Source organism: Acinetobacter sp. NyZ410, assembly GCF_022828975.1.
Taxonomy (GTDB): Bacteria; Pseudomonadota; Gammaproteobacteria; order Pseudomonadales; family Moraxellaceae; genus Acinetobacter; species Acinetobacter guillouiae.
In genome coordinates, this window is record NZ_CP094620.1 from 1,686,377 (window position 1) to 1,702,652 (window position 16,276).

Annotated in this window: 14 protein-coding genes and 1 pseudogene; 10 read left to right on the plus strand and 5 right to left on the minus strand. The window is 35.9% G+C overall.

Translation table 11 applies throughout. From position 1 onward, the window contains the following. The first annotated feature begins 12 nt into the window (after positions 1-12). The 6 genes from hda (at position 13) to MTO68_RS07965 (ending at position 8,263) form a co-directional block, all read left to right on the plus strand. Positions 13-720 carry a DnaA regulatory inactivator Hda gene (gene hda / locus MTO68_RS07940; protein WP_004721759.1) on the plus strand — a complete coding sequence of 236 codons (708 nt, stop codon included), beginning with the start codon at positions 13-15 and terminating at the stop codon, positions 718-720. 171 nt (positions 721-891) lie between these two features. Next, positions 892-2,703: a rhombotarget A gene (gene rbtA, locus MTO68_RS07945; RefSeq protein ID WP_244015568.1), complete on the plus strand. Its 1,812-nt coding sequence runs from the start codon at positions 892-894 to the stop codon at positions 2,701-2,703. A 10-nt stretch (positions 2,704-2,713) separates the two neighbouring features. Beyond that, complete coding sequence (locus tag MTO68_RS07950) at positions 2,714-5,176, plus strand: CSLREA domain-containing protein (protein ID WP_244015569.1); 2,463 nt, start codon at positions 2,714-2,716, stop codon at positions 5,174-5,176. A gap of 207 nt (positions 5,177-5,383) precedes the next feature. Continuing rightward, positions 5,384-6,166 carry a tellurium resistance protein gene (locus MTO68_RS07955; RefSeq protein WP_244015570.1) on the plus strand — a complete coding sequence of 261 codons (783 nt, stop codon included), beginning with the start codon at positions 5,384-5,386 and terminating at the stop codon, positions 6,164-6,166. A gap of 9 nt (positions 6,167-6,175) precedes the next feature. Continuing rightward, positions 6,176-7,300: a toxic anion resistance protein gene (locus tag MTO68_RS07960; RefSeq protein WP_004820278.1), complete on the plus strand. Its 1,125-nt coding sequence runs from the start codon at positions 6,176-6,178 to the stop codon at positions 7,298-7,300. 45 nt (positions 7,301-7,345) lie between these two features. Next, on the plus strand, positions 7,346-8,263 hold the full coding sequence (locus tag MTO68_RS07965; protein ID WP_244015571.1) for a hypothetical protein: 918 nt from the start codon (positions 7,346-7,348) through the stop codon (positions 8,261-8,263). A gap of 103 nt (positions 8,264-8,366) precedes the next feature. Here the strand turns inward: MTO68_RS07965 and MTO68_RS07970 are convergent, their stop codons facing one another. Next, positions 8,367-8,987, minus strand: a complete 621-nt coding sequence (locus MTO68_RS07970) for a DsbA family protein (RefSeq protein ID WP_004721747.1) — start codon at positions 8,985-8,987, stop codon at positions 8,367-8,369. 408 nt (positions 8,988-9,395) lie between these two features. On the opposite strand from MTO68_RS07970, the gene ahpF reads away from it, so the two are divergent. Beyond that, on the plus strand, positions 9,396-10,961 hold the full coding sequence (gene ahpF / locus MTO68_RS07975) for an alkyl hydroperoxide reductase subunit F (protein WP_034613215.1): 1,566 nt from the start codon (positions 9,396-9,398) through the stop codon (positions 10,959-10,961). Positions 10,962-11,138: 177 nt separating this feature from the next. On the opposite strand, the gene MTO68_RS07980 is transcribed toward ahpF, so the two are convergent. Next, positions 11,139-11,795, minus strand: a complete 657-nt coding sequence (locus tag MTO68_RS07980) for an NAD(P)H-dependent oxidoreductase (protein WP_244015572.1) — start codon at positions 11,793-11,795, stop codon at positions 11,139-11,141. 153 nt (positions 11,796-11,948) lie between these two features. Between MTO68_RS07980 and MTO68_RS07985 the strand changes: the two genes are divergently transcribed. The 3 genes and pseudogenes from MTO68_RS07985 to MTO68_RS07995 form a co-directional block, all read left to right on the plus strand. Further along, positions 11,949-12,806 (plus strand): LysR substrate-binding domain-containing protein, encoded by an 858-nt coding sequence (locus MTO68_RS07985; RefSeq protein ID WP_244015573.1) that lies wholly within the window; start codon positions 11,949-11,951, stop codon positions 12,804-12,806. Between the two features lie 362 nt (positions 12,807-13,168). Further along, the gene (locus tag MTO68_RS07990; RefSeq protein WP_008942454.1) at positions 13,169-13,573 is read left to right on the plus strand and encodes a transposase family protein; all 405 of its coding nucleotides are present in this window, start codon (positions 13,169-13,171) and stop codon (positions 13,571-13,573) included. A gap of 37 nt (positions 13,574-13,610) precedes the next feature. Further along, positions 13,611-14,003: pseudogene (locus tag MTO68_RS07995) on the plus strand (transposase family protein); the annotation flags it as partial. Between the two features lie 12 nt (positions 14,004-14,015). On the opposite strand, the gene MTO68_RS08000 reads toward MTO68_RS07995, so the two are convergent. The 3 genes from MTO68_RS08000 to MTO68_RS08010 all read right to left on the minus strand — a co-directional run bounded on the left by MTO68_RS08000 (position 14,016) and on the right by MTO68_RS08010 (position 16,270). After that, entirely contained in the window at positions 14,016-14,762 is a 747-nt protein-coding gene (locus MTO68_RS08000; protein ID WP_244015574.1) for an SIR2 family protein, read from the minus strand. Then, positions 14,755-15,756, minus strand: a complete 1,002-nt coding sequence (locus MTO68_RS08005; RefSeq protein ID WP_151807083.1) for a ParA family protein — start codon at positions 15,754-15,756, stop codon at positions 14,755-14,757. Before MTO68_RS08005 ends, MTO68_RS08000 begins: the two co-directional genes overlap by 8 nt. Before the next feature lie 262 nt (positions 15,757-16,018). Next, a complete protein-coding gene (locus tag MTO68_RS08010) occupies positions 16,019-16,270 on the minus strand; it encodes a YfhL family 4Fe-4S dicluster ferredoxin (protein ID WP_004721738.1) in 252 nt (83 codons plus the stop codon). Positions 16,271-16,276: the final 6 nt, after the last annotated feature.

Here is a 16,276-nt window from a genome sequence, read left to right on the forward strand (position 1 = left end):
TGATTTGAATATATGCGTCAATTACAGTTGGATATAGAACCACAACTGGATGCCAGAATTAGTGATTTTTCTGGGCCAGGTTGGGGACCTGTAATTGATGCTGTGCGTCAGCTTCATGCAGGGCTGATGAATCGTTTCTACATCTATGGTGGTGCTGGAACTGGAAAAAGTCATTTACTCACGGCGATTTGTGATTCTTATTTAGAGATTGGCAAATCTGCGATTAAAGTATCGCTGTTAGAATTACTTGATGCGCCCATCGAGGCAATTACCTCATTAGAAAGCTATGATTTGGTTGCCTTGGATGATATCGAGGCCATTAGTGGCGTACCGCATTGGCAAAAAGCGGTATTTCATCTGATTAATAACAATAACGAAGATGGCGGACAGTTGGTGTTTTCATCACGATTTGCGCCGATAGAATTAAAGCTAGAATTACCAGACCTACAATCTCGCCTTACTCAGGCAGTCAGTGTAAAAGTACCAAGTGGACAGTCCTATGCAGATCGACATGCTTTATTGCATTCTGTGTTGGAACGTCGGGGTGTACATTTTGACCCACAAATAACGGAATATTTGCTATTACATGGGCCACATCAAACGAGTACACTACTTCAGTCTGTTGAACAGCTAGAAAAGTTATTAAAGGGTGAGAAGACTAAATTATCTCATGCAACTTTAAGACAGCTCTATGCATTGATTGATGAATATCGACAATAGTTGATTTTTACTATTGTTGAGTGCGCGTAACACAAGAAGTGAAATCAATAGATCGGCCGATGAAAATTCTTGAGAATTTTTATTGTGTGTGACAAAGTACGCAAAAAGGACTGATAGCAAAGCGTAATGCTGGCTAATAAGAAATAATTAAAAGAAATCAAGGAGACTATAATGCTCAAACGGGGCATAGGCTTAGGATTATTATGTATTACTGGTCAGGCATTTAGTGCAAATATTACTGTGACTACCACAGACGATATTGTAAAAGCTGATAATCAGTGTTCATTAAGAGAAGCAGTTGAATACGTCAATCAGGGAATGCCTGAAGCTGGCTATAATGGTTGTGGTGGCGGCAAAGAGGTGACTGCAAAAATTATATTACAAGGCAATAAAGAGTATTCACTGAATAAGCAAATCCGAATATTAAAGGATGTCGCATTTGGTTCGACCTATGAAAGTAACGTAAATAATACACAAACGCTTGTAGGTAAAAACAATGCCATTATTAAAATGGTTGGAAAAGAACGTTTATTTCAGATCGAAAAAGATATAGATGAGAAAGCAGAGACACCACCTGCAATGCTGAAAGTTTCATTTGATGAAATTACCCTGAAAGGCTGTGGCCAAGATGTATGTGCTAAGCAAGGCGGTCTGATCTATAACAAAGAAGCATTGGGGATAAGTAATAGCCAGCTTTTAGATGGTCATGCTGAAGAAGGTGGTGCAATCTATAATGCAGGCATTTATGCTGCGAATACCGCATTAAGTATCGTTGCTATTAACAAGACCTTAATCAAAGGCAATAAAGCAGAAAAAGGTGGTGTAATTTATACCGAACTACCTGCATTTGTTATCACACAATCATTGATTCGAGATAATGAGGTTACTGATGCTACAAGTTCAAATTTTGAAACAAAAAATCAATTTTCTGAAGATGCATTAAAAGCCTTTGGTTCTACTGCGCCCTATGGGATTGAAAATAGTACGATTTTTAACAATAAAGGCTATGTGGTTAAAGTCTACGATGCTATGCAGCTCAACAATATCACCATGATCCTCAATAATATGGGCCTTATTGTAGACGCCCCTCAAAAGAAAGGTTTTGTCGCAAATAGTATTATTGCCAAAAATGGTACACAAGATTGTACGATTGTGTCTGGTGGTGAAGCAGAACAGATCAGCAATAACCTCTATTCTTCAGGATGCAATGGTTTTAAAGCAACAGCATTGGGTAATGCGCAACTGATTGCAGGAAGTACCACAGAAGGAAAATGTGACTTTAGTACTAATGGGATTTTATGCCCATTTGCTGAGTCACCGAGCGTGGCCTTAGGTTATTTTTTACCAAGAATTTTACCAAGTTATAACTCGGCTGAAGATTCTGTGATTATTAATCACGGTCCAGAACCTCAAGATAAAATAACAGCTTGTTCGACTCTTGATCAGCGAAGTAAACAGAGAAATTCCAATTCAGAATTATGTGATCGTGGTGCGATTGAACTGGTGATTGATCTTGGAAACATTTCGACCGTAGGGCAAGATATTTTATATGGTGAAACAGCTAAATTTTCAATTTCTGATCAATTACAAGATGGTGAACTTGTTAGTGCTGAAAAGTGTAAACAAATTTTTAATCGCGAATTGGATGATAATGGTAAGCCTTGGCAAATAGGTTGTTTAAAGATTATTCAAACCAATACGCCATCTAAAGGCACCATGACGATAAATCAGGCAGGTGATATTGTGTATACACCGAACGGTCAATGGCAAGGTTCAGATGAATTTAAAATTAATGTGGTGACATCGACCACAAGTTTTAATAAATCGGATAATCCTTATATTACGATTCCTGCACGAATTGTACAAAGAAAGCCAGATGATTTTAAAAACTATAAAGTAAAGACCTCTGGTGGAAGTCTAGGATTTCTTTCAATCATTGGACTGATTGGTTTAGCTGGCTATCGACGGATCAAGTATAAGTAAAGGATTGCACATGAAAAATTATAAAAAAGGATTTCTGACACTTGTTGTATTGTCGACCATGTCTTTGATGGCGGCAGAAGATAAAACGATTTATGTAACCACCTTTGATGATGAGGATGGGACAAATCCTGACAAGTGTTCATTAAGAGAAGCATTACACGCCGCCGCGACACATAAAGCTTATGGTGGCTGTAGTGCAGGACAGGTTTATTCAACAGTACCCAATGTAATTCAGTTGGAGGCAGGTGAATATAAGCTGACTAAAGAATTAAGACCCAACTCAGATGTTTCTATCATTGGTAAAGAGCCAGGTGATTATAGTCGCCCAGATGTATTGACCAATAATTTCCCTGCTGCAACCCCATTAAAAACTACAATTTCAGGTCAAGGAAACTCACGTATTTTCAATACCATTTATGAAAATAAGCCGAGTCTAACGCTGAATGATGTAATTTTAAAAAATGGCTCGAGTTTAAATGACAGCAATAATAATGTGGGTGGAGCAATTTATGCTGGCGGTGCACTCACCTTAAATAATGTAAATATTATAGATTCCAATGCGAAAGCAGGTGGGGCAATTTATTTAAATGATGTTTCAAGTTCTCTGACCATAAATTATGGTGTATTCCAAACCAATAAAGCGGAACTGGGCAGTGTACTTGGAATGACCTGTGCTGATAATTTAGAGTTTACCAAACGTAATATCGCAGTGAGTGGGGTAACATTTATTGGCAATGGTGCTGCAGATAGTTTAAGCATGCTTAATTTTTGTGGGCAACCTGCAGTGACTTTTTCTGCAAATACGATTACTGACAATATCGCAAGTGCAAGTCAAGGTCGTATCATTCAATTTAGCCAATTGACACCACAAGGAAAAGTTAATTTTAGTGATAATTCTTCTTTATCACTGGTCAGTAATACCATTGTCAATAATAATGCTTGGGCAACATTATTGTATGGTTACAATGGTATAAAAGCATTAAGTAATAATATTTTGGCTTACAATACTGGAAAATCTTGCCGTTATGCAAATGGTGATGTAAGCAAAGTTGAAGGTTCGCGTGTAGTGCTTGTATACAATGCTTTAAAATTGGCTGCTGGTGATGATCAATGTGAGGTTGCAGATGAAGTAAGGAAAGAGGATAAAGATCATACATTTGATGTGAGTAATATTGCATTCACGACTATTTTAAATAAGATAGAACCACCAAGTGAATCTACAGGCTTTATGCCGATGTATTTCCCTATAAACTTAGGCACAGACAAAGACTTGGTTGATGTTGGTTATACGGGCTGTAGTGGCGTTGATCAGCGTGGTGTTACACGCGTGATTGCGGAGAACTCAAATGGTCCCAATGATGTGGCAAACTCATGTGATATTGGCTCGACAGAGGTTTTACGTCTCACTGCCAATAACCTGAGTGCAAGTAATACTTCGGTTGTTGTGGCACTTAATTCTTATCAAAACATATTGGATAATTATAATAAGTTGATTGCAGATCCAGCGACCAAACAAGAATATATTCCTTTTTATAAAATCCAATCAGAGTTGTATAGTAATTTAATCAAATACACCAAATCAGACCAGAAATATCGCACGATCTTTGTCGATCCTTTTGTAGCCAATTTGCCTGCGGAAATTATAACCAAAGACGCTAATGGTAATGATGTGCGAGTGGTAAAACATTTAACTGCGGACAATTATAATGTGATTGTAGAACCACTTGGTGTCGGAGTATTAAATGATAAGAAACAATTTGTAGGTAAAAAAGAGCCAAAATTCGATTGTGTATGGAATAAAGACTTAAAGAGAATTATGTTATGGCGTATAGATGACAATGTTACACCATCAGGTGACAATGAATTCTGTAGCTATAAACTAGAGTTAAAGACAGATCAAAGCATTAGCTCTTCAGCCTATATCATTGGAAGCTTTACCAATATTGCACCTATTGCTAAAGATGCAACATTTAATATTGAACAAGGCTCAACCAAAGCGATTGATGTAGATCTACTGCAATATGCAAATGATGATGGTGATGGTAATGCTGCTGCGTTAACAGAGAAGCCAAATAAACCAAAATTTTATGTCAATACAGATGGGGTTGAATTGCCAATCCGAATTGGAACAAATATTGATCCTGTGGTCATTACCGCGGATCGTAGTGGGCCTTGTCCTGGTAGCGATAATAAATATACCTGCTATGGTGGCAAAATCCATATCCAACTTAGAAATACACTTGATCCATTTAGTTATAAATTTACCTATTATGTGTATGATGCGGATGGAAAAATTTCTACTCCTGAAAATAGTAGTGTTGAAGTGGCTACCGTTACTTTGAAAAACTCAGGTACTGCGCCAGGAAGCCCACGGGTCAGTGGCGGTGGTTCATTGGGTTGGTTGAGTCTTCTTGGGCTGTTAGGGCTGACAGGTTATCGTCGTTATCAAGCGAATAGACAGTCAAAGCAATAACAGGAAACTCAATATACCTAAAATAATCGTTTTAACGCATTGTGTTATAGCAAAAAGCCAGTTTTTATAAACTGGCTTTTTGCTATCTGTATGTTTTTTGCTATTTGTATGGGCTTTCTTCCTAATTTGTATTATAAGTTTTAAATAGAAAGGGTTTGTTGATTGATTTCCCTTAAATCATTGAAAAGTTATCCATTTTGAACTGATATGAAGCAATTTACTGTACTTACACCGCTTGAACAGATCTCATGTAGTTCTGATGAATTACTTTCGATTAAAAGAAATGATTTGGTTCCACTACTCGACAATCAAACACGACTGAATTTGTATGCTGATCAGTTGATTCAAGCTCAATCGGTACTGTTAAAAGCCATTGATCCAAGTTTGATGCAAAAGCTGAGTCAAATTATTGCACAAATTATTCAGCAATTATCTGCATCGAAGAAAAAGCTAAATCAACGTAAATTCAATGTGATACAAAAATGGTTAGGTTTGGATTTGGAGTTTAGTGTTGGACAAGTCAAATATTTAAATGATTTGGAAAGTTTAATTGATGAAGCCAAACATTTGAGTCAAAGATTACAAATCGAAATTCAAAAGTCGGAAGCAAGATTCCAACAAGCCAATGGCTTAAGAGAGCAAATGGCGAAATATATTCGTGCAGCGCAGGAATTTTTACATGAATATCCTGCTTTTGTACAACATCGTCATCCCTTGGATAATTTTGCAGATCGGCTGTCTAAGAAAGTCAATACGCTACAAACGCTACAAGCCAGTAATGATATTGCGTTAGCACAAATGCAGTTAACACAACAACTTTCATTGAGCTTACTTGATCGCTTTAATGAAGCTCAGCATGTCCTGATTCCTGCATGGCAATATCATGTCAAACAGAGTAGTGCGCAGAATTCTTTTACAACGACTGAAGAATTGGATAAAAGTCGTGATAAATTAATTCAATCATTAAAGAAATCATTAGAAAATAAATAGGATAGAAGTATGAGTGATTCGAATCATCAAGCATTAACTGAACAATCCAATACGCCATTGGAATTACAAAAGTTTGAACAATTGAATTTGAAAGAAATAGGTTTAAACACCGAAGATTTTAATGAGGTTGTTAATGCGCATAAAGACCTAGCCAATATTAATCATGCATCCGTTGCTGAATATGGTAAAAATATTGCGACCAAAACATCCTCATATACAGATGAATTACTCAACTTGGTCAAAAATAAAGACTTAGATGTGACTGGGCAAAAATTAAATGAAGTTGTGCAAGTTGCTCAGCAATTGAATACATCCAGCATTTTGAATCAATCAAAAAACTCAGGATTTATTGGAAGCATACTCAGTAAATTTAAAGGTGCTAAGCAAAGTTTTGATCAACATTTTAATACCACCAAAGAGCAAATAGATTCATTGGTCAAGGAAATTGAAACATCACAAACAGGTTTAAAAGCGCGGGTAGATACATTAGATCGTATGTTTAATGGGGTTCAAGAGGAATATCGACAGTTGGGTATTTATATTGCCGCAGGTCGAATCAAGCAAGTTGAAGTACAGCAAGAAATTGCCACTTTATCTCAGCAAGAGCAAGATCCTAAAACCAATCAGCGTGTTTATGACCTTAACCATTTAGCCAACAATCTAGAAAAGCGGGTTAGTGATTTACAAGTCTTGCAACAATCTGCAATGCAAACCTTACCGATGATTCGTATTATTCAATCCAATAATATGATGTTGGTCGATAAATTTTATGCGATTAAAAATATTACGCTACCTGCATGGAAAAACCAGATCAGCTTGGCGATTTCTCTAAATGAGCAACGTAATAGTGTACAACTTGCCAACACGATTGATGATGCAACCAATGAGCTATTAAAACGCAATGCAGATTTACTTCATCAAAATTCTGTGGATACTGCCAAAGCCAATCAACGTTCAGTGATTGATATTGAAACGCTTGAACATGTTCAAAATACCCTGATTAAAACTGTAAATGATGTCATTCAAATTCAGAAAGAGGGCATGCAAAAACGTGAAGAGGCTTCGACTCGGATTAAAGCGCTTCAATCGAATTTACAACAGTTGGTATTAGATACCAGTACACATCAATCCTAAGCCAAAGCTTAAATCTTGGCACAATCTCATCTAAAGGTGTAAAGGTTGACTGAAAAAACTCAATATCCTGTAGATATTCAACAGATCGAACATGGATTAAAAATACTTCAGCATCGAAAACGGAATTTGATGGTTTCGGCTGTGGTTTTATCCTCTGTGGGTATCGCAAGTTTAGTTTCTGTTTTTTTTCAACAGGAATTGGTTTTTAACTTGTTTGGTGTGGCACAACAGGTTCATCAATTGCACTTGCCATATATTCTAGATCAGCAGTTAAGAGAATATATCCATCAACCAGACTACCTCATGAATGCATTGTCATGGTTGGGTTGGTTGATCTTAAAATTAATAGTGTCATTTATTGGCGCATTTATTATTGTGGGTGTATTAAAAAAAATTCGCTTTTTTAAAGTCCGCTTTCAATCTTTTATCATTAAATTTGTTGCATGGCTTTTATCCTTGATTGTGCTCTGGTCTGGTTTGACTTATGTGCAATATGATCTGAAAGATGATGAAGACAAAGAGTTAAAATCATTTATAAAATATGATCAAAACATTCAGCAAAGCGCTATTTATCAATATCTGCAAAGATCGGATGCGCCTGAAACAGTACAAAGCTATTTATTGGCACAAACCGCGTTGATGCATAAACCAGTTGATAAGGTCGTGGCTACGGTTTACGCAGAAAAATTGATTAAAGCGGAGCAATCTGATTCGCGCTTTTTAGAATACGGCTTTAAACCTGAGCAATTATGGACAATTCAACATCAGGTATTTAATCGAGCGCTTTCCCCGATTGCGCAAGGTGTTGAAGCGCAAGTGAGTCGTGCAAGCTTTTGGTCGAACATTGTTGAAAAGGTTTTATGGGGAATTTCAGCACTCAGTTTATTTTTTAGCTTGATGATTTATTGGGTAGCAAGTCGAATTGCGAAACGTTTACATCGAATTGGTCATCGTATCGGTTAGTGCAACGCTACAAAGCTTATACTTTGTAAAAATTCTGATAAAAAAGCACTTTTGTGATGAGCAAAAGTGCTTTTTTATTGCTGTAAAATTAAATCTCGTTGTCCTAAGCGACATCTTTCGCTCGGTTGGTAATCAGGTCTTTCAGTTCTAAGGTATCAAAGGTTTTATCCCAAATTTCACCATCTACAATATAGTAAGGCGTTGGGTGTTTACCGAAACCTTGTACATAGTGGGTGATCTCAGTTTGTTTATCTGCGATTTCCTTATGTTGAATAGAACGTAGAACTTTCGTGCCATCCAAGCCCATACCTTCGATGATTTGTTTCAGTACTTCTGGGTTGGCAATGTCTTTACCATGGGCGAATATGGCGTGGAATAAAGCCTGCGTTAACGCAAATTGGTCAAAGATATTGTCTAAAGCCAATATCGCTTGATGGGCTAAACGGCTATTGGGCATACGCTTCATATGCTCAATATCCACGGTTAAATCTTGACTATAAGCAGCAAATTTTGCCATATCAAGTTTGCGATTGGCTTCTTTGGTTCCATATCTTTCAGTCAGGTATTGATAAACATCTAAGCCTTGTTCTGGAATTTCTGGTAAAACTTGCACAGGTAATAATTCGATTTTTTTCGCCATGGGTTGATTCCAATGTTGTTTGAGTTTTTCAAACGCCACATAACTCATTGGATAGACGATATCGAATACGAACTCTATTTTCATTGTTTTACCTCTTCACTTATTTATACAGGAATTGTGAATAAGTACACCTTGTTGTACTTAATTGGAGAAACCACAACATAAATTTAGCTTAAAACTTTGTGGCTTGGCTGCGCATGATTTTTTGTAGAGAGATGGTCGAAGAAATATTATTTTTGTTGAAAATTAATCTAATTTTAAGTTTCGAGGAAGTCGGGGGATGTCTATTGATTTTCTAGCCAATGCCCATATATATACCAGCATTAAAGAATTTAAATTTGAGAGTAGGGGGATATGCTGATGAGAACGTGGCTGATTTTTGTTAAACTAAAAAACCGATTGATTTAATAAAAACAAACTGTTTTATCTATTTTTTAAATAGACGTAATATACATTCAACGAAAGAAATTTACTCCCTTGGAGATTGTTAGCATGTTAGATACAAATACTTCTGCTCAATTAAAAACATTGTTAGAGCGTCTTGAGAGCCCAATTGAAATTGTTGCTTCTTTAAATGGTTCTGAAAAGTCAGATAAAATTAAAGAATTGGTGACTGAAATTGCTGCGCTGTCAGATCAAGTGACTGCACGTTTCGATGGTCAGAATGATCGTAAACCGAGCTTTGGTATTGCAAAAGTAGGTGAACAACCTCGCGTATTCTTTGCTGGTTTACCGATGGGTCATGAGTTTACCTCGTTAATTTTAGCTTTATTACAAGTATCAGGTTATGCGCCAAAAGTTTCTGATGAAATCTTGGCTCAAGTTAAAGGTTTAAACCTGACTGCAAATTTTGATGTATTCGTTTCTTTAAGCTGTCACAACTGCCCAGATGTTGTTCAAGCACTTAACTTGATTGCAATTAATAATCCAGGCACTACAGCAACCATGATCGACGGTGCATTCTTCCAAGATGAAGTTGAAGAACGCAAAATCTTGGCTGTACCTATGGTTTTCCAAAATGGCGAACATATTGGTCAAGGTCGTATGACTTTGGAAGAAATCGTTGCGAAATTAGACAGCGGTGCTGCGGCTAAAGATGCTGAAAAGCTGAATGCTAAAGACGCGTTTGATGTATTGGTGATTGGTGGTGGACCTGCTGGTGCAACATCTGCGGTATATGCTGCACGTAAAGGGATTCGCACAGGTATTGTTTCTGAGCGCTTTGGTGGTCAGGTCATGGACACCATGGATATTGAAAACTTTATCTCAGTACAAAAAACACAAGGTCCTAAGTTTGGTTCAGATATGGAAGCGCATGTACGTGAGTACGGTGTGGACATTATGAACTTACAAAAAGTGAAAAACATTGTTGGTGCGGATCAAACAACTAATGGTTTAGTTGAAGTTGAACTGGAAAATGGTGCAAAACTTGAATCAAAAACGGTCATCTTATCTACAGGTGCACGTTGGAGAGAGATGAATGTACCAGGTGAGAAAGAGTACAAAACACGTGGTGTTGCGTATTGCCCACACTGTGATGGTCCATTATTTAAAGGCAAAAAGGTTGCCGTGATTGGTGGGGGTAACTCAGGTGTAGAGGCCGCAATTGATCTTGCAGGTATTGTTGAACATGTCACATTGATCGAGTTTGATACTCAACTTCGTGCTGACCAAGTGCTTCAAGATAAATTGAATAGTTTGCCAAATACCACGGTGATTTTGAATGCACTCTCTACAGAAGTGATTGGTGATGGTTCGATTGTGACAGGGTTGAAGTATAAAGACCGTGCAACTGATGAATTGCATACTATTGAACTTGCGGGAATCTTTGTACAAATTGGTTTATTACCAAACACAGATTTCTTAAAAGCAACTGCTGTAGAACTTTCAAACCGTAATGAAATTGTGGTGAATGATCGTAATGAAACCAATGTAAAAGGTGTATTTGCTGCGGGTGACTGTACAACAGTGCCTTATAAACAAATCATCATTGCCGCTGGTGAGGGTGCAAAAGCCTCTTTATCTGCATTCGATTACATCATTCGTTCAGGTCAATAATCTTTCAATGATTGCACGTTGAAAAGCAAGCCAAAGTGTCGCAATGATAACTTTGGCTTGTCTTAACATTTATTTCATGTTTTACCCTTGATAGGAATTGAGTTGCTAACAGCTCAATTCCTTTTTTTGTGTTGGAGATTGAATACTATTGAAGAGAGCTTGTGAAAATAAGCTTTGTTAATGTTGCAAATCTTGAACAAGCGCAATGGTTTTTTGTTCTGCGGCTTGGATCGATTGCGCTAACAACTCGCCACCAAATTCCTGATACTCAATTGCGATTTCATGAAATTTTTCGATACCTATAAAATTGAATGCTGTTTTTATTGCGGGTTCAGCATGATTGGGAAATGGCGCATCAGCTGAATCAAAGTCATGCCCACCACGGGCAGAAAGGATAATCATGGTTTTTTGATGATCCAAAAGCCCTGAGTACGGTTGCTCTTTGCTAAGATCAAATGAGTAGGTTTTATTCATTCTCACGATGTGATCAATATAGGCTTTTAGATGAGCAGGTGTGCCAAAGTTATACATCGGTACGCCAAGCACAATAATATCTGCCCAATGTAATTCTTCGATAAACTCATTGCTCAGTTGTAGGCGTTGTTGTGCCTTTTCTTCAGATTCTGCATAGCCAAATTCAGAAATGATCCACTCTTCATCAATATAAGGGGGTGGATTTCGACCTAAATCACGATGTTTAACTTGCACAGATGAATCAATTTCATTCCATTGATTAATAAATAATTCGGTTAAGCGTCGGCTTAAAGAACCATGTGGGTGCGTACCTGAAATACCTGTTCTTAAACTAGTATCTATTTTTAGTATATTTGCCATGATCATTACTCAATTTGTTGTTTGTTCAAATTGATTTTTATAGAATATGAAAAAAACAACAAACGATAAAAATACATGTTATAACTGAATATAATTCATTTATATTTTACACGGTGATCTTCGGTGGTTTTGCATAATTCCTTGGAGCAATTGTTGGCCTTTCAGCATGTCGCTGAACAACTCAGCTTTAAAAAAGCAGCAGACCAATTGTTTTTAACAGCTACCGCCTTAAGCCATCGTATCAAGAAGCTGGAACAGCAATTGAATATACAGTTATTCGAACGACGTACACGCTCGATTAGCCTAACGCCAGAAGGAGAGTATTTGCTTAAGCATGTACAGTCAGGTTTTGGACAGATTCAAACTGCTTTGTTTCAACTTGAGCAAAATAAACAAAGATTATTTACCATTACGACAACACCATCCTTTGCAAGTGAGTGGATTATTCCCTATTTGCCAGAGTTACAAAGTCGCTTTCCCCATATTATGTTTCGGGTACATGCGAGTTATGACCTCATCAATATGACGTCTGGTCTCTATGATTTGGCGATTCGGTATGGTTCAGGGGGCTATCAAGATGTTGATGCAGAATTATTTGCAGTTGATGAATATGTGGCTGTCGGGCATCCCTCTTTGGATATTGCAACTATGAACTGGACGACTGTGCCATTGATTCACTTTACCTGGGGAGACGAATACTGTCCAAATCGAGTCAATTGGCAGAAATGGTTTGAAAAACAAGGCTTACATATTCAAGCAGGGCAAGCGCAGGTATTTTATACGCAAGAAAGTCATGCAATTCAGGCTGTATTGTCTGGACAGGGTATTGCATTATTAAGCCGCATTTCGATTGCCAATGATTTACAACATGGGCGACTGAAAATTGTATCGCCATGTGTTGAAACGGCATGGAATTACTATTTTTTAACTTTGCCAGATGCTGATTTTATTGTAAATGAAGTCAAACAGTGGTGTAAGGAGAAGTTTTCGCAAAATTTTGCCCATGAATAAAGATCTATGAATTTTTTTCGTCGCTTGGCTTTTTGCTTATATTGCCTATCTTGAAATTAAAAATTAAATCAAACAGAATTTTTTAAATAAGAAAAAAGCCAAAGTGTTCCCCAAATACACCTTGGCTTTGTCATCTACCAAGATTGTGTATCAGCTATATTTTGACGTGCGCTTTCAACTTCATTTACTAAATTTTTAATTGAAGTTGTTAAATCTTCATGAAAGTTTTTTGAATCATATTCAATAAAATGTAATTTCATGGTATCGCTAACAATAGACTTCCGTCATAAATCAAAAAACGTACAATTTATTTGATCTTAAATTAATCAGCAAAATTATTTAATTCAAGGGATAATCCTTGGATGAAATTCAAAGATATTCAAAAATTATCAGACGTTAAGTTTCGTAGGCTTACCGGTGTTAGTTGGGCTACATTTAACCTCATGTTGGCCGAGCTAAATAAGCATTTACCTCGTCATATTGGTAAAGGACGACCGCATAAATTACCGTTGGAAGATCGCTTGCTCTTATGTATAGAATATTGGAGAGAATATCGAACATTTTTCCATCTTGGTATGAGTTACGGTGTATCTGAAACGAGTGCAATTCGTATCACACGTGTTATTGAAGATACCTTAATCCGTTCTGGAAAATTTAACTTGCCAAAACAACTTCCTAATCGAGATGAAGTGGATTGGGAAGTTGTTGTGATTGATGCAACTGAAATATTAGTTCAACGTCCAAAAAAAACAGAAGAAATGGTATAGCGGTAAAAAAAAGCGACATACCTTTAAATTTCAGCTATCTATGCACTATACAACAGGTGAAATACTGAGTGTATGTGGAAGTCATGGAAGCATGCATGATTTTAAAATATTTAAAAAAAGTATGAGGAAATTAAAATTTAAGCCCTTTTTTATCGTTGATAAGGGGTATTTAGGGATAAAAAAATTGGGTTTTGGATGCCTCATGCCATCTAAAGCAAAGAAAACTGAAAAATTAGATTCTGAATTAAAAAAGTTAAATAGAGAGATTGGTCGTAGACGAATTCAAGTAGAGCATGTATTTGGAAGGATGAAATGTTTTAAGATTTTATCTTGTGTATATAGAAATCGTCGTAAAAGATTAAACCTGCGGTTTAATTTACTTGCTGGCATATACAATTTAGATTGGGTGAAAGATAAACAATTAAATTGATTGAAAAATGATTTATGAAGGAAGTCTAATCTCTTTAATTTTGTTGTGAACTGTATTTTTAGGCATAATAATGTAATGTTGCTTTGAAAAAGGATATTTAAAGTTTAAATCTTCTAAAATTAATCTTATATCTGGATCATTAATACCACAGCCTAAAAAAATAAAAGTATGTGTAAGTGAAAGTGCTTCAATAATTTGATAAAAATCTCTATATTTCGTCCTCGCCTCAGAATAATCTTTACGAGTGAAAATGATATTATCAGTAGTATCAACGCTTCCGTGGATTTTAATAATTAACCGTTCTGGTCTTCTAATACAATCTGCTAAATCAATACTATCAAAACTTTTTATTAGAGTACTACCTTCAGAAATATTGTTTGCATATACATCATAAATCTTGTCAAAATTAGGAGTAATTACAATTCTTGAGTCAAGATTGTAAATGTATTCATGAATACATGATTTTTTAAATTGTGGTTTGAGGAATTCTTTCTTTATCAATGTATTAAAATTATCTCGACCTAAATCATTTTTTATTAATTCACAAGCAGTTAAGTAATCTCCAGATTTAATTTGCTTATTAATTTCAGTTTTAATTTTATTACTAACTTGCTCAGTTGCATGGATTAAGAACTCTTTCCAATCCTTAGGGCGTATTCCGTCTTTATTCGTTGAATTTTTTGAAATTCCAGCACCAAGAATGAGAATGGTTTTCCGTCTAGCAACATCTTCAATAAGCTCTTGAGGCCATTTAATCATTTATTCCACCAATATTTTCTAATAATTTATGAGTAATCATACTAATTGTTTCTTCATACTCTTTAACTTTATTAAAATGAGAACCAACGACTCCATGTTCTGATTTTAAAGCAAAAATAGGTACAGCAGCACTTTGAGATAGTGGTATTAAACTATTAAGAGTTGGAATTTCTCCTAATTTATCTTGAGCTAAAGAATGAGTATTCTTTGACGATAATAGGCTAATTGTGCTAGGTATTTTTTTTATAATTTTTTCAAAAGCATTTACAGGTCTTTTAACTCCATTTGTAGTTTTAGCCTTATATTGCTGTGTAATATAGCCTGCAAATTGAAGCGACCAATTTATCTGATTGTCAGAAATGCAAAAGTTTTCTTGTTCTTTTTCAAAATAGTCATTTAATCCACGATTCAATTGTATTTCCCAAGTTGATAACGATTGGTGTATGTTTTCTATAGCTTGTAAACTAAATACATCCGATGACATAGGTACAATATAAAAATCATTAGCCACTAAAACAGAGCGATTCAAAGCGCCTAATGATGGGCCAACATCAAAAAGAACATAATCATATCCTAGAACTTCAAGTTTAATTAGCAAGTCTTTAAAAACTAAGGTTGTTTGTAAACCACGATAATCACCTGACTTTCCATCAATCCAATCCTTACTGAGAAAATCTTCACTAAGTGATAATTTTGTATCTCCTGGAATTATATCTACTTCAAAATTTGGGCTTTTTTTAATTGGTAAATTTCCAGAAATATAACCCTTTCCTTTTGATAAAGGTTCAATAATTTTATTTATAGTATTTTTTTGCTCATATATTTCTTCAATTTGATCATTGTTAAACATATAAGTTGTGGCATTACATTGTGGATCAGCATCGACTACTATAACTTTTTTTTGATGCTTGATTTGAAGATATGCAGCCATATTACAAAGTAAGGTGGTTTTTCCTACACCACCTTTGTTATTAAACATAACTATAGATTTCATAAATATAAGTCTTTGATTATTTGTTTATAATTATAATTATAATTGTTTTTTAGTAAATAGAATTTTTAAATATAACTAAGAAAAAAGCCAAAGTGTTCCCCAAATACACCTTGGCTTTTCCCTAATGTTGTTGTTTTCCCCTTTTCATGAGCTGTGTTGCCATACAGCTCAGCTCCATTTTCTTTATTGTTATTATTATCTGAATCTATGCGTTAACTAAGCAAAATACGTTCCAAGATTAGAATTGGTGTCGCATTTTGTCTTAGCCAAACAAACTTAGATAATGAAAGCGATTTAATAATTGCGCTTTGCTTTCTATATGTTGTGGATTTTGAACAATACATTCAATCGGACAGACATCCACACAGGTTTGATGCTCATAAAATCCGACACATTCAGTACAACGCTGTGTATCAATTTCATAGAACTTTTCGCCCTCAAAAATTGCCTGATTAGGGCATTCTGGTACACACATATCACAATTGATGCACTGGTCTGTAATCATTAAAGCCATTTCGAT